Source organism: Pseudomonas tremae (assembly GCF_001401155.1).
Lineage (GTDB): Bacteria > Pseudomonadota > Gammaproteobacteria > Pseudomonadales > Pseudomonadaceae > Aquipseudomonas > Aquipseudomonas tremae.
In genome coordinates, this window is sequence record NZ_LJRO01000173.1 from 1 (window position 1) to 17,640 (window position 17,640).

At 53.2% G+C, this 17,640-nt stretch carries 15 protein-coding genes and 3 pseudogenes; 4 read left to right on the top strand and 14 right to left on the bottom strand.

The window, feature by feature from the left end; all coding sequences use genetic code 11:
- Window positions 1–194: 194 nt before the first annotated feature.
- On the top strand, window positions 195–1,175 hold the full coding sequence (locus ALO43_RS12165) for an IS5 family transposase (protein ID WP_054997557.1): 981 nt from the start codon (window positions 195–197) through the stop codon (window positions 1,173–1,175).
- A gap of 288 nt (window positions 1,176–1,463) precedes the next feature.
- On the opposite strand, the pseudogene ALO43_RS31430 reads toward ALO43_RS12165, so the two are convergent.
- A pseudogene (locus ALO43_RS31430) lies at window positions 1,464–2,238 on the bottom strand (DinB/UmuC family translesion DNA polymerase); the annotation flags it as partial.
- Between the two features lie 139 nt (window positions 2,239–2,377).
- Window positions 2,378–3,121 (bottom strand): DUF5765 domain-containing protein, encoded by a 744-nt coding sequence (locus ALO43_RS12175; protein WP_122329489.1) that lies wholly within the window; start codon window positions 3,119–3,121, stop codon window positions 2,378–2,380.
- Between the two features lie 1,473 nt (window positions 3,122–4,594).
- On the opposite strand from ALO43_RS12175, the pseudogene ALO43_RS30705 reads away from it, so the two are divergent.
- Window positions 4,595–4,829: pseudogene (locus ALO43_RS30705) on the top strand (hypothetical protein).
- A gap of 184 nt (window positions 4,830–5,013) precedes the next feature.
- Window positions 5,014–5,496 carry a hypothetical protein gene (locus ALO43_RS12180; protein ID WP_054997558.1) on the top strand — a complete coding sequence of 161 codons (483 nt, stop codon included), beginning with the start codon at window positions 5,014–5,016 and terminating at the stop codon, window positions 5,494–5,496.
- 679 nt (window positions 5,497–6,175) lie between these two features.
- Here ALO43_RS12180 and ALO43_RS12185 read toward each other — a convergent pair.
- Window positions 6,176–6,436, bottom strand: a complete 261-nt coding sequence (locus ALO43_RS12185; protein WP_054997559.1) for a hypothetical protein — start codon at window positions 6,434–6,436, stop codon at window positions 6,176–6,178.
- A gap of 335 nt (window positions 6,437–6,771) precedes the next feature.
- Here ALO43_RS12185 and ALO43_RS12190 point away from each other — a divergent pair, with 335 nt between their 5' ends.
- Window positions 6,772–6,993 carry a hypothetical protein gene (locus tag ALO43_RS12190; protein ID WP_054997560.1) on the top strand — a complete coding sequence of 74 codons (222 nt, stop codon included), beginning with the start codon at window positions 6,772–6,774 and terminating at the stop codon, window positions 6,991–6,993.
- A gap of 91 nt (window positions 6,994–7,084) precedes the next feature.
- Here ALO43_RS12190 and ALO43_RS12195 read toward each other — a convergent pair.
- The 11 genes and pseudogenes from ALO43_RS12195 to ALO43_RS12245 all read right to left on the bottom strand — a co-directional run.
- Window positions 7,085–7,486 (bottom strand): annotated as a pseudogene (locus ALO43_RS12195) (recombinase family protein); the annotation flags it as partial.
- A gap of 327 nt (window positions 7,487–7,813) precedes the next feature.
- The gene (gene xopAG / locus ALO43_RS12200) at window positions 7,814–9,322 is read right to left on the bottom strand and encodes a XopAG/AvrGf1 family type III secretion system effector (protein WP_054997561.1); all 1,509 of its coding nucleotides are present in this window, start codon (window positions 9,320–9,322) and stop codon (window positions 7,814–7,816) included.
- Between the two features lie 203 nt (window positions 9,323–9,525).
- Window positions 9,526–9,786: a hypothetical protein gene (locus tag ALO43_RS12205; protein ID WP_054997562.1), complete on the bottom strand. Its 261-nt coding sequence runs from the start codon at window positions 9,784–9,786 to the stop codon at window positions 9,526–9,528.
- Window positions 9,787–10,473 carry a DsbA family protein gene (locus ALO43_RS12210; protein WP_054997563.1) on the bottom strand — a complete coding sequence of 229 codons (687 nt, stop codon included), beginning with the start codon at window positions 10,471–10,473 and terminating at the stop codon, window positions 9,787–9,789. It abuts the gene before it with no gap.
- Complete coding sequence (locus tag ALO43_RS12215) at window positions 10,470–10,769, bottom strand: hypothetical protein (protein ID WP_002552015.1); 300 nt, start codon at window positions 10,767–10,769, stop codon at window positions 10,470–10,472. Before ALO43_RS12215 ends, ALO43_RS12210 begins: the two co-directional genes overlap by 4 nt.
- A complete protein-coding gene (locus ALO43_RS12220) occupies window positions 10,766–13,723 on the bottom strand; it encodes a conjugative transfer ATPase (protein WP_054997564.1) in 2,958 nt (985 codons plus the stop codon). Before ALO43_RS12220 ends, ALO43_RS12215 begins: the two co-directional genes overlap by 4 nt.
- Window positions 13,723–14,184 (bottom strand): TIGR03751 family conjugal transfer lipoprotein, encoded by a 462-nt coding sequence (locus ALO43_RS12225; RefSeq protein ID WP_083492159.1) that lies wholly within the window; start codon window positions 14,182–14,184, stop codon window positions 13,723–13,725. The genes ALO43_RS12220 and ALO43_RS12225 overlap by 1 nt, the downstream gene beginning before the upstream one ends.
- A complete protein-coding gene (locus ALO43_RS12230) occupies window positions 14,162–15,658 on the bottom strand; it encodes a TIGR03752 family integrating conjugative element protein (RefSeq protein WP_054997565.1) in 1,497 nt (498 codons plus the stop codon). Before ALO43_RS12230 ends, ALO43_RS12225 begins: the two co-directional genes overlap by 23 nt.
- A complete protein-coding gene (locus ALO43_RS12235) occupies window positions 15,648–16,571 on the bottom strand; it encodes a TIGR03749 family integrating conjugative element protein (RefSeq protein ID WP_054997566.1) in 924 nt (307 codons plus the stop codon). The genes ALO43_RS12230 and ALO43_RS12235 overlap by 11 nt, the downstream gene beginning before the upstream one ends.
- Window positions 16,568–17,236, bottom strand: coding sequence for a PFL_4703 family integrating conjugative element protein (locus ALO43_RS12240; protein WP_054997567.1), 669 nt, complete (start codon window positions 17,234–17,236; stop codon window positions 16,568–16,570). The genes ALO43_RS12235 and ALO43_RS12240 overlap by 4 nt, the downstream gene beginning before the upstream one ends.
- Window positions 17,233–17,625 (bottom strand): TIGR03750 family conjugal transfer protein, encoded by a 393-nt coding sequence (locus ALO43_RS12245; protein ID WP_054997568.1) that lies wholly within the window; start codon window positions 17,623–17,625, stop codon window positions 17,233–17,235. Before ALO43_RS12245 ends, ALO43_RS12240 begins: the two co-directional genes overlap by 4 nt.
- Window positions 17,626–17,640 lie beyond the last annotated feature (15 nt).

The window sequence follows — 17,640 nt, forward strand, 5'->3', positions numbered from 1 at the left end:
TTGTTCGGAGAATCCCTAGCATGGTTTTTGGCGCTGCAGGTCCTGTGACTTCTAGGTGAAAAGGCATGCAATCGAAATGGCCTCGACCTGCAATGATCGAGTTTTTCGACCGACATTAATTGCGTCTAAGGAAATCCTAAAAAAAGACTTCCTGATTTGGCAAAATCCCCGGACACCAATCGCCGAGCTTTTCAATGAAGCAAATGACCTTCGCCGATGCCGAGTACGCCGGTAAGCGCAAGCAGACCCGCAAAGAACTGTTCCTGATCGAGATGGATCGGGTCGTACCTTGGAAGGGTTTGATTGCCCTGATCGGACCCCATTACCCGAAGGGCGAAGGCGGCCGTCCTGCCTATCCGTTGATGGCGATGCTGCGGGTTCATCTCATGCAAAACTGGTTCGGTCACAGCGATCCGGCGATGGAAGAAGCGCTGTACGAAACGACGATCTTGCGCCAGTTTTCCGGCCTGAGCCTAGAGCGAATTCCGGATGAAACCACCATCCTCAACTTCCGTCGCCTGCTGGAAAAGCACAAGTTGGCCGCTGGTATTCTCGGCGTGATCAATGGTTATCTGGGCGACCTTGGCTTGTCACTGCGACAAGCTACCATCGTTGATGCCACGCTGATTCATGCGCCCAGTTCGACCAAGAACAAGGACGGAAAACGCGACCCGGAAATGCACCAGACAAAGAAAGGTAACCAGTATTACTTCGGTGCCAAAGCTCACATTGGTGTCGACGATGAATCTGGGCTGGTGCACAGCGTGGTGGTTACTACGGCCAACGTCGCAGACATAACCCCAGTCGACAAACTGCGACACGGTGCTGAGAACGTGGTCTGCGCCGATGCAGGCTATACCGGTGTCGAGAAGCGCGAAGAGCACGCGGGACGCCATGTCATCTGGCAGATTGCAGCCCGGCGCAGCACCTACAAAAAACATGGCAAACGCAGCGTATTGTACAAAGCGATACGCAAGATCGAGAAAGCCAAGGCTCAGGTTCGCGCCAAGGTTGAGCATCCATTTCAAGTGATCAAGCGACAGTTTGGTTATACCAAAGTGCGCTTCCGGGGTTTGGTGAAAAACACTGCTCAGATGGTGACGCTATTCGCCCTGTTGAACCTTTGGATGGCGCGTCGATATTTGCTCCCCAGCACAGGAGAGGTGCGTCCGTAATGAGGGAAATAGCTGCTGCGGGGCGCGTGCAGCGGCAAAAATGGATGAAATAGGCGGCAGACTTGATCGATTTTGAACGGCTACCGTTTTTTGAAAGCGGCTATGTCTCAGCAGTCTAAAAATAGCGGCCTACTTCAGACCATCCCTTGGATCGCATAGCCAGCTTTGCCTGTCAACTGAGTAGCTGTGGGTGCGCAAAACTAAGGAACCAGGACTGCCTGTCATGGAACCTGTAGCGCTACACACTGTTTTTGGAAATGCAAAGCCGCCCTGCTTTGACGTGCTTAATTACTTAGTTTTTATGACCCAGAGCCGATCAAGTCGCGTCGTGTAGCTCGGGCTCATTAGCTCACGGTGCATCCGGAGTGAGCGTTACTGATCCTGTACGCAGCGTCCCACGTCCCCACGCTTGCCATTGATCATATCCAAAGCAGAGCAGCAATCAGTCGATCTGAACTCGCCGGCTGATTGGTCGTGAACAGGTCATCGGTGAATTTCCCTGGCCGGCAGAAATCCATCAACAGCACTTCGGCTGTGCTGTACCGGAAGCCTGGACGAAAAATCCGTGAAACCGCCTCCGTTGCGTATTGAGTCATCGGCCTCACATCGTTAGTGAGGTATGCCAGCAGGACCAGTGCGCCATTTGCAAGGATTGAACATGCCGGTGCGGATGCTCACCCTGATCTTTTTATATGCCGATCCCTGGGCGCGTAATTTCTCAGAGGTCCGCATCATATAGGCGGCCACCGCCTATTTGATCGGCCCCAGTTCGGTCAGCCGCTTGCCGAACATTATGCTGCAACAGATCTCCTGTCGAGACGGTTCAACCTCGTCCAGCTCCAGGCATGCTGTACCCGCCAGCTCGCGTCCGGTTTCCCCGATCACAACGCTAAAAGTTTTACGTATCATTCAAAGATCTGCGTACCAAGGTCCTTGTCAGACAGAATATGCATACCTCTAGGCGCGCTTTCATTTTTCTACCAATGCCCAAGACCTCTGCGGCAGAGGTATCGCGCAGCACCCAATCGCGTTTTACAGGGCCACAGATGTCCACGACCCCGCCACCTTTGCCTGACACATGGGCTCAGCTGCTCATGGAGAAGCCCTTGTAGTGCAATTTTTCCGAATTCTGTAGGCTCTCCTCGATAGGCGTATTTTGCGTGATCCGCGCGACGCTGGACATGATAGTCTCTCGCCGTGCATCAAGGATGCCGGTCTATTTTAGGTGTCGACGCTTTATGCCACCAAACAGTTTTGACAAAAAGCCAACTGCGGACAGGCGTCTTTATCACCAGCAATAGAAATCCGATAGAAAGGAGGCACCAGACCGCAGGAAATTCATTCAGGTTGTCTGTGGTCAGTCTAGCCAGACCTGGCCCCAAAAAAAGATGGAAAATCGTGAACCGCCAAGAGCCGTAGGCTAGCGGAACGATGAAGGCGGCAAATAGATATGGTGCCCACACGACCTTGAAATGAAAGATGGTAATGCTGAGAATATCGTTAACAGGAATTTCCCAAGCTATATGCCAATTGCCACTGACAGAACAAAGGCGATCAGAACAAAGCGTCGTGCCCTTGGGTATATGACTTGCCCATTCGAAAGGATAAATCTTTAGGATCATCATAATGAGGCAGACGAAGCAAGCAAAATACGCATAGTTCTTCACCTTATTTCTCGCCTCTTCCGGGATGAAATAAAGAGATATTGCATTTATAAAAAATGGCTGTATTGCGATGTGAAGGAAGCCAAGTAATGTGGCCACCTGATTCATCGGATTACTGCAGGAGTTGATCACGGTGTAAGTGAAAGCCTGAAGGATCTCCATCAGTGAGAAAAATGCCAAGCATCCCCACAACGCGAATGGCTCTTTTCTGTAAGCGGAGTATGCACATCCCATAAGACCGATGGTGGCTGCGACTGTGGAAGCTTGTCCATTCCAGCACATATATTATTTTTTCACTTAGGTAATTAGAAAGTAAATTTAACTATATTCGAGCTGTTGTTACCGTCTCCCAAGCATGCGGTCGAACAATAATCGGACACTTATAAAGGGGGAGCGCAAAGGCTACGATATAGCCAAGTTCATTGATAAGATTGAACTGGAGGTCGCTATTCAGTTCGCTGTACTAGTTTGTCTGGCGACCACTGCCGTGGTGTAAGCGAAAACGCTCAGAGGAACCAGGGCGAGCATTAAGGTTTTGGCAGTACGCATGTTGGATGACTCCACTGTCTGAATGTTTAACAACTTGAACATTCCTTGACTAAGATGAAATTAACTGGGCTATTACGGCTTGGCGAGTTTAGAGTACACGGGTTTGCTAGCTTTTTTTATTTATGAAAAATTTGTAATTCTCCGTTCGTCTTACTGTTAGGAGGCGCTGGACTAGTTCTTAATGCTCAAGCGATAGCTCGGATGAGGTGCGCGAAGCCCTGACCGGGGCAGGTGTGTCCACACCTAAAATCAACGGTTAAAGAACCTGCATTAATGCAAACTTATACAAGTTTTCACTGCATAACTAGCGTCTCAGCTTTTTCCTATGCATTCCTATGAAGACATGATGCCTCCTTCATAGCCTGAGCTTAATGCGTAGGCATTTTGAAATCCCTATACATAAAACCATTCAGTCAAAGTGGACTTACCCCCAAGCATGGGGGGCACCGTGGATGCCCAGTACCTAAAACGCATCTCCTGCAGCTCTCAGTGGATCAGATGGCAGGGCGTAGTCATTAAGACTTGCACCTGCGATACGGAAAGGCCGTGCCGGAAAAACCAAGCACTGCAATGCACGCTAAGAAAGCGGACCTCAGCGAGCTGAAAGCTTTTTTCATGCGAATTACCTAACCGATGGCTGACTCAGCCAATGAGTGGTTAACCACGCTGGCTCGGTTCCACTGGAACTCATACGTAGATGAGGTCTCGGGTCTGTTCGCGTATAGATGAGTCAATCGGGCCGAGTGGCCCTACATCCAAACCTTTAATTTCCAGCCCCCGCCAGTGCTGGGTTTTCGTCGGTAACAATCATGATTTATAGCGCGGACCCCCAGAAACTGGAGCCCGGCAACCAGATTCGTCTGTACCTAGCTGGGCAAAATCCAGTTCCACCTGCCAGTGATCGAAGCGCGTAAGGAACTGGTCACCGTTTTCGTTCAAGCCTCGGAAGTCGACGAAAACGAACGCGCCAAAATCGAAACAGCCATACTGCTGTTTAAACCAAAAGCTCTACACACAGGTTGGCTGACGCCGGAAAGCTGGTGAACACCGATTTGTATCCGCTGAAGCGCATTGAATCAAAAAAAGGAACCTGATGCCGCTCAGTGACCACTTATCATCATAGCTTTAGTTGCAGTTTTCGCCCTCATTCACTCATCAAGCCATGCAGAGGAAAGCACCATGAAGCGAGTAACAGATAAATTCGCACTGAAAGCTTTCGTCCTGTCAACCGTTGCAGTGATTGGCCTGCAAGCCATTGCATTCGTTGCCACCGCCCCAGGCTGCGCCTGCAGCGAAACAGGCACTCGTGCAGGACGCCGGTAAACACGCTATCAACGACTCAAAAGCCGTGCCTGTGCAAGTTGCTTCGCGCTCGTCGCGTGGGTTCGAAATCCATACGGGCTGCGATGATACCGGGCTTCCTTGCCCTCCTAGCGGTTGATAGCGCTGGCCAAAAACAACATGCGGCTTTACCGCTAACGAGGGCGTAGACAACATAAATTAAACTTTCATTGTATGAATAGGTTTCAAACCATGCCTAAGACCATCCATTGTGATTTCCCCTAGGATCAATTCATTTTCGATTAGATTTCTTCGTCACTGACCGTCAAATTTCAGAGGCCGGTATGCAAACCTATACACCCTATCCAAAAAATCCTCCTACCGTCGGTACAGTTCTGCTGACTTCCTATGGCTCATTCGCGCATGAAAACGAGATACCTAAATCTTGTGCTGCCGACGCTTTAAGAATGAGCAAAGAGCTTGCTGATGGTTTCGATGGTGAGGCGCATCATCTAGGCGCTCTGATGCTGATGATTTCTGACTTTCCAGCAGAGCCGCTGCTGAAGGCATCTGCTGCTAAGAAAGGTTCTTTGCTAGGAATTACTTCGCTGGGCTACCTATTATCCTATGGATCTACTGGTGAAAAAGCGAAGCGAATCATCGAAGCAGGTTATGGTGTTTTTCTCGTCAGAATGAGTGGTGATATTGAAAACCCTAAAGCAAAAATTAGAGTTTTTAGCTCTTGGTCTGAGTATCAGAAGTTCCTTGAACCCATTTTGAAGGCCGCTGACTTTTATCCAGTGAAAACGTCGTCGCTTTCCGAATAACAGTTCTTTAGGACTGGGTTGGAATCCGGCACAAAAACGTCGCCGTTACAGGTTTTGAAAAGGGGATCATTGCCGCTTGATGCGCGACCGGCGCAGGCAGGGCAGCCATGAAACGGCGAGCCATCAACCTATACTCTCAGCACCAGTGCAAGCTTGTATTGGTCGCTGGCTTCGGTCTGCACGCACGCCTCAAGCGTTGTCCGTAAACCCTCGTGCTGCTTGGTCGGCTCGATAAAGCCACCGTCTGATGGACGCCAAAATCATCGATTTTTCAGTCGTATTTAATCTTAGTCGGCCGCGCTCAATTGCAGGTCGAAGTGGATGAATGCGGGTTCGTTTGCAGTCAATGCTGGTTCGCGGAGCCAGATAGACTCAATTAATGTCGGTCGAAAAACGCGATGATTGCAGGTCGACGCCATTTCGATTGCAGATCGTTACAGCTACAGACTGCTATTTGGTCACCAACGAACGCCACCGACGCTCATGAGTAATGATAGGACGAAACTTGCGATCGGTCACTTCGCTATCAATGTCTCTATAGTGGACTGCAACGACATTCCGGGCGGTTAAGCCATACCTCGAATTGTGAATCCCGGCGCGGGTGTAATTATGAATGGAGGCTGTTTATGGCTAAGTTACAGCCGCAGCCTGTCAGGCTGCAGCTGTGAGCTGACGGACGTTAGCCGCAGTCCTGCGGCCAGTATTGGCAGGCGCCGTTGATTTTTCTGCCACTTCCTAATGTGATGCGCGCTTGTAAAGGAAGTACCTTGGTACTACCGATTTGGTTTTTTTCTGCCTCCTTGACGACTGAGTAATTAATGTCTGTAACAGATACAGCGTGCTTGGCTTCGGTCGCGAACGCCGTGCCTTGAAGGCCGATAATGACGAAAGTTGTCAAGGCAAGTACTTTCAATGCCGATTTTTTTGTGACGTTGTTCATGAGGTCTCCTCTGTTGAGTGAAAGAGTAAAGCATGCAATACAAGCATGTTGCGCATGGTGAATGGCGACTTATATGCGGCCTGAATAATCTACAGTGTTTATGAGAGTAGCGGTATTGCATCACTCATGAACAAAGTTTAACTTAGGGTGCTTATTATTAGGTTCGTTACGAAAAGTGGTTGCGCTCGGTGAGGCTGCATTGAAAATAAGCTCGGAATGCTTATTTAAAGTACGTAGACTCCGCTTCCTCATGTGTTTTGTCTTACCTGACCTTCGATCACCGACTTTTCGTAAAGCGCCTAGCAAAGTCGCCGCGGTGACCCAGGAGAATTTGGATGACTGCAAAAAGTGTCGAGCGCGATGTGGCTGTCTCAGAGCTTGCCAACCATTTGGAGCGCGATCTAATGGCTTGTCCTGCAGGACGTACCGCACTGATGACGTGGATAGAAAAAAAGCTGGCTCAAATAGCGCTCAATCCTGTACCCACAGCAGCTGATGCTACGTGGTTGATCGAAAGCGCTTATATCCAATGGGCCGCTGCACAGCCAAAGTGCTAAGGGACATTCTATGAACGCGGTTGTTACCCCTGTTATGGGGGTCATAACGTTTACTGAGCCGCTTCAGGCCAATGGCTATGGGCATTGACTATTTTCTTTGTTGATAGTCCTTCTTGGCGATCTCGGCCATCATATCTATCACCATGCAGTTGATGGCCTCCAGCATGCGGTGGGTTGACTCGTCCCCTGAATGCGCCGTTATGCCTTGATGACTGGTAGGCAGATCCACCGAGACGATCCGTATGCCTCGGTTATCGATTGCTGTTTTGAGGGATTGCCATGCCTGGTCATCCATCCGCGACAGACGATCAATACTTTCCGCCAGCAGCACGTCACCTCAGCGAGGATCTTTGAGTAGTCGGATTAATTCCGGGCGGTCGGCAAGGCTGTCACTGGCATTTTCCATGTAACACGATGCGACGGCCTTGCCGTAGCTGCGGCCTCGCCTCGCGCCTTTGTCACGCACCTGTGCGCCCGATCGACCTAAGCGCATCGGCGAAAGGCACCCAGCAAAACCGGCACACAGGTGAGACGAGATGAGCAGACAAGCAAAGCAACAGCTGATGAAGCGCTTCACAAGCGGTCAGGTCGATATCTGCAAAAAGCTGCTGAAACTGAGTCGCCAGGTTATGCCGCATCTGCGGACTTCTCTATGCACCTTCATTGGGCGATAAGAAATATCACGCAGCTATCGGGGGGGGGGGGGGCGAGGAGCAATGGAACAGAAAGTTAACTTAACCCCGACGCCCGTCCGCAAATACGCATGCTGCCTACAGAAACGTTACGAATCAGGCTTGTCAACCGAGCTACTGTATGGCTGCTATTGTACATTGATCGCCTTTCCGCCATAGAACTCCGTCGCTGCAGCTTTGCATGCGTCATTGTAAAAATCTTCAGCATCCTCCACTGTGTAGCCAGCTCCAACGAAACACCCGTGCGCAATTTCCCTAAGAGTGTGGCGTTCACTACTGGCGTTGTCGTAAATCGCATTAAGGCATCCTACTATGGCGATCACGTCTTTCTTGGAAAGTCTGTCCTCACCACTCAACAAGCGTGCATGATTGATGTATGCCGATACGTTATATCCAGTAAATGAATCAGCCAGACCAGAAGAATCCTCAAAGCTGGAAGCATCTTCATTCATCTTGAAATGGGCGATAGGGATGTACTTCATTTCACCCAGCTTTTTGGCTGTCAGATCACTTATTGCTTTTTCATCTTTCTTGTAAATCGACTTTTGCAGAAATATGTTAAGCTTGTTTAGTGTAGGTCCTGCAAGGCTCGTATTGCGCCGTGCAATTCCTTTTTCCATATCGGTTTGTGTAAACGGCCTAGTTGCGCCAAGCTTTTGATTTTCATGAGGAGAAACTAAACCCTTTTTTTCAAGAAAGGGCATCAATACTTTGTGAGCATCTCCCCAATTTTCTGGACCACAGTACAACGGCCTGAGTATCAGCAGAGCTTGCCCTGCACGGAATTGGGCTTCAGGACCTAGGCCCTCACTTTTCTGTAGGAGCGGCTGCAATGCATCGACACAATTCCTTGGCGTCAATGCCCGCTCACTGTTGATTGCTCGGGCATGATGGTTCTCGCCCTTTTCAATAAAAGGATTAGATACAGATCGTGATGCATAGCCGTAAGACCCTGTCTCTTGATTTGGAACGCCGGACAAAGAATACTTATTTTTGCAATCATAAGACGTGCCCTTGGTTATATCGAAATCTGGCGGAGTTTGGATAATACCGTGTTTTTTCAACAACTCAGGCTTGACACGCTCACCCATGATGCAAGAAATATTATTGGCTATGGAATCATGCGCTTCCTTGGTGTCGATTAGGTTCTTCATATGCACTTTTGTAGCGGCGCGAAAATCCAACATCGTAACGAAAAGATTTTCCCCACACAATTTTGGCAATAACGAAGAACGCGTCGGCGCAACACCTCCAAAATGAGCACGATCATGGTAGGCATGATAATTAGCTTCTGCCTTTTTCTCTGCCTTCTGCAGGCGGGCGTCGCTGGTAAAGCCTTGCTTGCCGTCATTCAAGGAAGTGGTAGAAAGAAAAAAATTATTGACTGTTTTATCGTAGAGGTAGGCGCTGCCCGCAAGATAAGCAGCGTACCTCATACTTCGGAGATATGATTGAGAGCCATTGCTAGATTTGCCTTTCGAATCGCCCTCGTGTGTCCATTCGGTTTGAGTGGCGCTCAGCGCAGCGGATTCATTATTTTTTGCTATTGTATTAGCCGCTTCTTTCGTGGACGAGGCATTAAAGGTATTCTGCACCAGTCTTGAGGCTGAATAGAGATGACTGTTCCTTATTTGCATAATCTATATGTCCTAATGCTATGGGGCATTTGTTCATTTAACAAGACTATACGTGGTCATCAAAAAGCATAGAGTTCCGCAGGAAATTTCTGTCCGGGGAATGGACGGTTCAGCGCTTTCCAGTTTTTACGTTTGATGCACTTGATAGCGTAGGTCTTCGACTGTTCCTTCGGAGGTGTTCGGCAGCCGCTTCGCGCTCCTCCTCAACGATCTGAGCTTCGTCGCTTGAGCCTGCTCAGGTCCGTCAGTCTGGGAAAGTCACTGAGAATAAGTCGGCATCTTGCGCCGTAGGGAACTGCGTAGCGCATCTTGCAGCGCGCTTGCAGCATAGCAAGCTCTTCCACAAGCCAGTACGCGTTGTTGGCAACGATCTTCGCCATCTGATGAAAACCAAGTGAGCCATAGCTACGGACCTGCACCCATAGCAAGCGCGCTTGTAAGGCTTGTTCAAAGGCTGGGTCCATTTATAAATCCTTCGTGCTGACCAGCCAGTCGATTGCGGAAAGCAGCACGTTACCGTCAGGTGCTCCCTGCAGCTTGATCGTGCGGCCAGAGTGCTTGTCCTTGAAGACCAGCGTCGGTGTGGCGGTGATGCCGTCCAGGCCGGCTTTATGAGCCTGGTTAACAACAGCTTGTCGCACGGAAGGGTTGCTCGACGCGCAGTTATCGATGTAATGCTGCCGATCTTCAAACCCCGGGATCTGCGGATTGCCAGTAGCTCCAGCACCGTTCGACCGAGTACGCTGATAAATGAGTTCGACTGCGAGCCAGAACACGTCATTGCCTCGCTCGATCCCTGCGCACTCAGCCCAGCGAGCTTCATAGCTGGCTGCAGGCTCATGCATCGGCAGGGGCAAATGGTGCCACTGAAGATTCACGTCTGGATGCTGATCAACCCATGCTTTGAGCTGTGGGAAGTAATCCTTGCAGTACGGGCATTCCAGATCTGCATATTCGACAATGGTGAAACGGGCACCACGGCTGCCGTAAATCCATCCGCCACTTGGCCTCTGTTGACTATCTGCTGACGCCTGGGTGCCACCTGTGACTCCAAGCGTGTTCTGCCTCAGTTCTGTCAGCAGAAAAGCCAGGATTGCCAAGGCGACCGCACCGATGCCGTACAGCATCTGGCGATGTGTGGGGCGCTTCATGCGGAGGCCTCTTTATCGAGGAATTGTTTAGCCAGCAACTCCTGATCCAGCAACGTCAGAAGAGCCTTCTGCGCGCTTTCAGGCTGTGGGTGATGCTCAAGCCACTGATCCAGCGCTTTGTGCAGTTGGGACTGGATCTCTCGACGATCAACCGCTACATGTTTCACGACTTCCAAGTGCTCGATCAGGACCGGTGCGCAAATTTTCAAGGCCAGCAGAGCATCTTCCTGTGGGTTTTTGAGCAGTTGAGTCAGGCTGTCGATCAGATTTTGAGTCAGGGCATCCATGGCTCTCATGCCAGGTTCTCCAAGGGTGAAGAGGGGAATGTAATGGTTGTCGGTTCAATCCCGCGAATGCGGTCGAGGTCGTGTGCGATCGCCATTGCGGCTCCCAGCTCGTCTACCCCTAACGACTGCATTAGATCGTACCGCTGGTTTTTTTCTTCCGGCTCAGTCATGGCCAATGCCAGGAGCAGGCTTGGGGGCACCGCTCGAAACAAAACCTCCATCGATTTGGAAAGCACAACCCCTTCAGTATACTTTCCGCTCTCTTTACGGGCTGACAGCATCAGTGACTTTTGCGCGGGCGTCAGCTTACGGAACGTGGTGATTTTCTCCACTTCATCCGGTGGCATGTTCAGGCAGACCCACCACTCGATCATGTTAAGCATCGGTGCTGCTGCTGGCGGAAGGTCGTCGATGTTCTGAGTGGCAAGCCAGAACCAGGCACCGAGTTTTCGCCACATCTTGGTGATCTTGATGACGTAGGGCGAGAGAAGGGGGTTTTTCGTAATGATGTGACCCTCGTCAGTGAAGTTGACGATTGGACGCCCCTTGAATTGGTCCCGTTCTGCAATGTTGTTCACGGTGTTGATCAGCGAGATGTAGGCGACCGACAGTTGGGCGTTATACCCCTCGCGGGCGTAGGTGGCCAAGTCCAGGATTGTGATGTCTGCCTCAGGCCAAGGCGTACCCTCCCGGTTGAACATCTCACCGTCAGCCCCCATGCAGAACATGTCCATGGCTTCAGCCATCTCAAACATGCGTTCTCGGCGCTTTTCCGGAAGGGTGGTGTCCTTGCCAGCGTCACTCAGCGCATCACGCACATCCTCCGTCTTGACTGCTCGTTCAGCGTCAAAGCATGTTCTGGCTGCCGTCAGAATGCAGTGCCTAATGGCGCTGCGGTCTGCGCGAGTGAGTCGAGCCTCTTCTCTCTCTTCGCCGCCGGTGATCATGAGCCTGGCCACGATCTCCATTTCGCCCAAAACATCACGCTCCTCTTCACCTTGTTCAGGCATTGTTTGCAGATGCTCATCGGATCCTTCAATGTCATCGGCATCCAGGATCGTGACTTTGTCAGGTGTTGACACCAGGCGAATGGCATCAGTGAAGGGGGCCAGACTCACGCCCGACCCTGGCGCCAACTTGAGCCGGTTGACCGTCAGCCCAAGCTTTTGGGCAAAATCTCCCAGTAGGCCGAAACTATTACCGGCTTCAATGATGAACAGGCGCGGCCTGTAAATGGCGATTAACTGCGTCAGCAAATTGTTGGCCGTGGCTGACTTACCTGAACCTGTCGGGCCAAACAGGAGCAGATGGGCATTCATCTGCCGATCAAGCTTGTTGAATGGGTCGAACGTCAGCGGTGCCCCGCCCCTGTTGAACAGGGTTATGCCGGGGTTGCCCGTGCCTCTGGCACGACCCCATACCGGCGAAAGGTTCGCGACATGCTGGGCGAGCATCATCTGCGTGTACCAGTCCAAAGCATGTTTCTTGTTAACATCAAAACCGGCCGGCAGCCACCGTAGGTAACTGCTGAGAGGGGCGACTTCATCACGAGGATAGACAGGTTCCATACCGACGCTAAGCATGGCATTGGTAAGCTCCATGCTCCGACTTTCCAGTTGTTGCTCATCCTTGCCGGTCAAGTAAAAAACCACGTTGCCACGGTACAGCTTGTGTTTTCGACCGATCAGTTTCCGGGCTTCGTCGACCGCTTCACGGGTCTGGGCGGAGGCTTGATTGTCGCCGACTGATTTACGTGCCAGTTTTTCCAGGTGGGCCTCCAGAACATCCTGGGGAGTGATCACCAGCGTGATGTTGAGTACCGTGTCTTCGGGCAACTTGTCGAACAAGGCATGCAGCGCGTCCCCGCCTTTACGGGTTTCTCCCGTCAGGTGCCCGGTCTTAGGTGCGTCGCGCAAGCGATCGAGGACGATGACGCGGTGAGGGCACGAGTCGAAGTACCAGAGACCTTTCTTGGCATCCGATTGCGGTTCGCTGTAAAACAGGCACTGAGAGAAATCATCGCCGCTGGCCAGCGGCAGCGTGCCCTCTTCTGGTGGTTCGACCTTGCGGTTATTGACGATTTCGAAGAAACGATCGATGTCCTGGCGCTTTGATCCCAAGTGTTCGGGATGCGGGTTGAACCAGTGCAACAGCCAGTGACGAATGTCATGGCGATCCATGCGCCGGGTTTTGATGCCCGCGTTGGCCAGTCCTCCCGTCAGGCGCTCGCAAATGTTTTTCAAGTACATCGACGGCGTCTGGCCACGAACCACTCCATCTCCGGTGCAGCGCCGGTAGACGACCATGCGAACCCTGCGTTGCTGGCCGCGCCAGGGCAGTTGAGACACTTTGGTGTCTTCAAATAAACCACCCGGCTTGGAGATTGCCTCTAGGTGATGTTTGAATTGCTGCAGGTACATTTCTGTAAACGCCGTACCCTGAGCGCGAGGCTGGACGTAATCATGCAACGTCTCCAGATAATCTTCCCAACTGGTTTCATCCTTGGCGTAGAACTGCACCACCCAAGGCGATTCATCCAGTTCGTCAAAACTGTCCTGCAGCGCATTTTCAAGAGCATCGCGCGCTTTGCGTAACCACTCAGGATCCCGACCTTCGGTGCCGATGGGGGTGAGCTCATAGAATGCTGCCAGTGACTTGCCGTCCTCGAGCAGCATCGCTTGTTCCTGAGGGAGGTACTCCGTCCAGGGCAGCATGTCGACGAATGACGGGTTGACGGCATACAGGGCTGCGATATCGTCGACCGTCGCAGGTTTGCGCTTGGGATCTAGCCATGCGCCAGGCTCTGGTATTCCCTCAGCCGCCAGGCGAGCCAGATAACGCTCTCTGGCCTGCGCGAAGATGGCCTCTTCTCTTAGCTGATCGGCGATCGTCTCGACTGGAGTATCAACCACAGTGTCAGTGCCTCGATCCCGACGCTTTGTCAAACGCTTCAAAAGTCCCATCAATAATCCTCCACCCGCTCACCGGGCATCGCGTATTGCACGCGTTGATACAGCGGAAAAACAGTCGTATACCCCGGTACTGGTGCGGGATCTGAGCCCGCCAGGTGAGGGAATACGTACATGACCAGGTCCGGATTGGGCAGGCGCTTGAACTGACTGTAGATCTCGTTTTGAGCCGTGCGTGTGTACGCGGCGCTGTCCTGCAGTGGCTGAGTGGTCCGCACATCGATCGGGCGGCGCAGCTCTGCGCGAGCATCGAGCAGTTGCCGACCAGTGGCGCTGCCGCCCGAGCCCGTGGTGCCCTGGTTCCAGACATCCATCATGGTGCTGTCGCCATGCGGCAGCATTTCCTCCTTGCTGGTCTGGCATCCTGCGAGTGTGAGCAAGGCGACAATGAGTGACAGGCCGAGCCGTCCGCTACGGGGCGGCCTTGAAAGATCAATCCAGGTTGGCATTGGCATGGCTCGCTCCTGAGGCGTACTTGACCTTGCGGCCTTTGAGTTCGTAGTCAATTTCCAGCTCTTGATCGATGTGCAGTGAGACCTGCGCACCAGGTAAGACGTAGATGGCCGCAAACGCCTGGCCATACAGTTTGTTGACCCAGCTGGACACGTCCATGACGCCTTGAGTCAGGATTTTGCCCATCGCCTCGTTACCAGACAAACCGGTGCTACCAAGCGTGCCAGATGCGTTCGAGACGTAAGAGGAGGTGCTGCCCTCGGTCTTGATCAACGAGGCTGCTCCAGCACCTGCTGCGGTAATCAGGGCTTGTGAGCCGATGTACTGCTGCGCATTGCTACGCCGCTCGCCGGCGATGCACGGAATGCCGTAGGGATCACTGATCCAGCCCAGACCACCCTGGATGGGCTGTTGGTCTCCAGAGTTGTTCTGATTGTTCTGGTTATTATTCTGCTGATTACCGCCCTGGACTGGGGCGGGTAACGTACGGACAGTCCCATCGTTGAACACGAAGGTCAGACTCTTGATCTGCCCCCGCACGCATGAGAGGGTCCAGTCGCCGGACGCTGTACCGCTGGCCACGGCACCGGCCACGTCAGGGAGATCAATGCCATTGGCAGTGAGGTTGTCCGGACCGATCAACACCTTGAACGGGTAGGGGTCATTAACCGTCCCATCCACGGGAACCCGGCCAATCAACGCTGACATGGCCACTGATCCCATCAGCGTCGAGTTCTGAGGCAGGGTGTAAGCACGACGTACCTTCTTACGCTCCTGTTGCTGGCCACCCATGTCATCGCGGACAGACTGAGCGCCTGTCGTCAGGGCTTTCTGGCCTCGGTCTACGGACTCGCCGAAGGCCGTAGGAAAACTGTAGCCGCTCGGAGAGATGCTCGTGCCAGCAGTGATCGGTTTACCGTTGCTGTCCAGGGCCGTCGCGTCCTGCGGATCGATCCAGACGATGTCTGAACCGCTTGAGTCGGACTTGAACTGTTGGCCATCTCCCTGCTGAACGCCCAGGCCAATCGGTAGATCCGGGTTCGTAGCGCCGTTTTGTCCCATCCGGGTCAGTTCATCCATCTGTTTGCGCAGGCCATCCAGCACGCTCTGCTGTTGTTGCTGACTGTCGAGCTTGAACTGCTCCTGGGCATTCTTCAGACGCTGCTCTACCGTCTGATCGATGTTCGCCAATCGTTGTTTGAGCGCCTCGTTGTCCTGCTTGACGGCTGAGTTCTGCGCCATCACATCGGTGATCTGCTGCTTGAGTTCGCGCCCTTCAGCCACGACCGTGCGTAGCGTGTCGCTCGGCGTGTCGCCTTCCACACCCAGAGCCTTGGCCTGTTCCGCTGTGAGTGCTGGGGCCGGTGCGTTGTCAGCCTGCTGTTCGGGTCCACCTCTCATCATCTTGATGCCGATGAATACCGTGAGCAGGAGAAGCGGAACCACCAGGTACTTGAGCAGCGGGTTACTCTTCATGCTTGGCTCCCCGGGTTGCACGCGGATCTGCTGGGGCGGCGGAGAACACGGTCGCTTGTGTCAGCCCGTGTCCCCGCGTGACCAGGTACAAGGTCGTAGTGTCACTGGCATCACCAAGAGGTCCGAGATACGGGTGCTGAAATGCTGCGGTCGCGAACTCACCCATCAGTTCCCGAGGGTCGAGCGTGACGCGCTGCGCCGTCTGGTTTTGCAGTTTGACAGCAGTTACCCAGAAGTCGTCCAGACGCCATGCTCCCAGAGGGGAGGCGGTGACCGGTAAGGTGGGAAGCAGGGTGGTCAGATCCAGGCGGCGATCAATCTTCACCTGGGCAATGCCGCCCACAGGCTCGACGGTGCGAAGCGGCGCATACAGCACTTGCGCCGCATAGCGTGTCAGAACCACTGGGACAGGCGTTTCCCGCTTGACCACGTCCTCTGGTTCATCATCCTCAACCTTCGAGCGACTGGTTTCCTCTGGGCATGCGGTAGAGGGCTTGCCTGAGCGTGCTGTAGCAGCCCCGGCGTAGCGTGCGGATGATGTTTCACCTTCCACAATCTTCACCGGCTCCAGCGCCGGTTGATCCGTAGGTGCTTCTGTAGCAGCGATGTCCACCAGAATGATCTCACCGGTCTTGGCGTTCTGCAGCTGAAGTCGAGTGGGCTCTATCGCTTCCTTGGCAAACAGGTAGATCGCGCCGCCCGTACTCTGCACCCGCAGCTTGTCTGTCAAAGACCTCGGAAGCCCGACTCGGACATTCTGATCGACGAAGACGATGCGTTCCTGATTGATGCGCAGTGGAATGGCCAGTGGCAAACGCTCCCAGCGGAGAATCTCCATCGCCGAGGCGACTTGGGCGTTGCCAGCCAAGACCATCAGTAATGTCGAGCATGTGAGTACACGCAAAACACTCATTTGAAGACTCCTCTCGACGGGGTTGCTGGAGCTTCAACATTGCCCTCGATGCGTTGTGGTGCGCCGCTGTAGCAATCCCAGGCCAAACCGAAGGGATTGGTTTCAGGGTCGACGTCCATGCGTACAACGTGAAGCGGGTATCGTGCGAGGGCACGCTTGACCAGCTGACCGCCGTAATACTCGTCGGCTGAGATGTCGAGCGTCACCGTCCAGTCGTCGATGGAGTTGGTCACCGTCCGCAGTTCAGGCGAGTCGCCAAAGCCTCGGCCGGGAATCTCGTAGACACCGCGGACACGCTTGCGCAGCTCACCACTGGACTTGCGCAGATCAAAATCGCTCTGCAGGTATTGCTTGCAGGCCGGTGTGATGTAGGCGTCCAGGCGCGTGATGTTCGTCTGATAATCCTGTTCACCGTCGACCGGCCAGCGGTTCATTTGCTGAAAGATGTACAGGCCAAAGGCGTACACCGACTGAGGAGGGATGTCCCACCAAAGGCGTGTGCTGCCGGAACGCAGGTCGGGCGGAACGTGAATGGTCATGTTCTGCGGTGCTCGATACCAGCCGATACCCAGCCCCAAGGCCAGGAGCGCCAGCAGGACGATGGCCATCCTCAAACTGGTGATGTGTGCTCGCTGCGAGTCGGCCAGCTTTAAATAACGGCTCATTGTTGCGCCCTCCGACGGCACGTCCAGTTGCCCGATCGGATGACCAGATTGGCGTTGTTCAATGACACGGGGCCGAATGTGGCGAGCCGCAGCTGCAACGTGCGGTAGAACCAGGTTTCGGGTCGGCCGCGTTTGAGGCGTCGCAAGACCCGAGCTGCGATGAGCAGCCCCAATGTTCCTCCGATGAGTGCGCAGACCACGGGCATGGATGGAGTGATCACGAAGGCCAACGGCAGCCCCATCACAAAGCCTGCCCCGCTACACCCAAATACGGTGACCCACATCTCGTCCGCCGTAAGACCGCCAATCACCACGGGCTGGTTGTTCAAGCGACTGGGCAGAAAACGCAGGGTGCCGTCTTCATGCTGATCGTGCTGAAGCTCAGTCATGGAAGCCTCTATGAC

Excerpts from the sequence above, each read along its gene's own strand:
- ALO43_RS12165 (WP_054997557.1), top strand. The coding sequence starts at position 195 with ATGAAGCAAATGACCTTCGCCGATGCCGAGTACGCCGGTAAGCGCAAG.
- ALO43_RS12215 (WP_002552015.1), bottom strand. The coding sequence starts at position 10,769 with ATGAGAGCCATGGATGCCCTGACTCAAAATCTGATCGACAGCCTGACT.
- ALO43_RS12220 (WP_054997564.1), bottom strand. The coding sequence starts at position 13,723 with ATGGGACTTTTGAAGCGTTTGACAAAGCGTCGGGATCGAGGCACTGAC.
- ALO43_RS12175 (WP_122329489.1), bottom strand. The coding sequence starts at position 3,121 with ATGTGCTGGAATGGACAAGCTTCCACAGTCGCAGCCACCATCGGTCTT.
- ALO43_RS12230 (WP_054997565.1), bottom strand. The coding sequence starts at position 15,658 with ATGAAGAGTAACCCGCTGCTCAAGTACCTGGTGGTTCCGCTTCTCCTG.
- xopAG (WP_054997561.1), bottom strand. The coding sequence starts at position 9,322 with ATGCAAATAAGGAACAGTCATCTCTATTCAGCCTCAAGACTGGTGCAG.
- ALO43_RS12185 (WP_054997559.1), bottom strand. The coding sequence starts at position 6,436 with ATGAACAACGTCACAAAAAAATCGGCATTGAAAGTACTTGCCTTGACA.
- ALO43_RS12180 (WP_054997558.1), top strand. The coding sequence starts at position 5,014 with ATGCAAACCTATACACCCTATCCAAAAAATCCTCCTACCGTCGGTACA.
- ALO43_RS12190 (WP_054997560.1), top strand. The coding sequence starts at position 6,772 with ATGACTGCAAAAAGTGTCGAGCGCGATGTGGCTGTCTCAGAGCTTGCC.
- ALO43_RS12225 (WP_083492159.1), bottom strand. The coding sequence starts at position 14,184 with ATGCCAATGCCAACCTGGATTGATCTTTCAAGGCCGCCCCGTAGCGGA.
- ALO43_RS12210 (WP_054997563.1), bottom strand. The coding sequence starts at position 10,473 with ATGAAGCGCCCCACACATCGCCAGATGCTGTACGGCATCGGTGCGGTC.
- ALO43_RS12205 (WP_054997562.1), bottom strand. The coding sequence starts at position 9,786 with ATGGACCCAGCCTTTGAACAAGCCTTACAAGCGCGCTTGCTATGGGTG.
- ALO43_RS12235 (WP_054997566.1), bottom strand. The coding sequence starts at position 16,571 with ATGAGTGTTTTGCGTGTACTCACATGCTCGACATTACTGATGGTCTTG.
- ALO43_RS12245 (WP_054997568.1), bottom strand. The coding sequence starts at position 17,625 with ATGACTGAGCTTCAGCACGATCAGCATGAAGACGGCACCCTGCGTTTT.
- ALO43_RS12240 (WP_054997567.1), bottom strand. The coding sequence starts at position 17,236 with ATGAGCCGTTATTTAAAGCTGGCCGACTCGCAGCGAGCACACATCACC.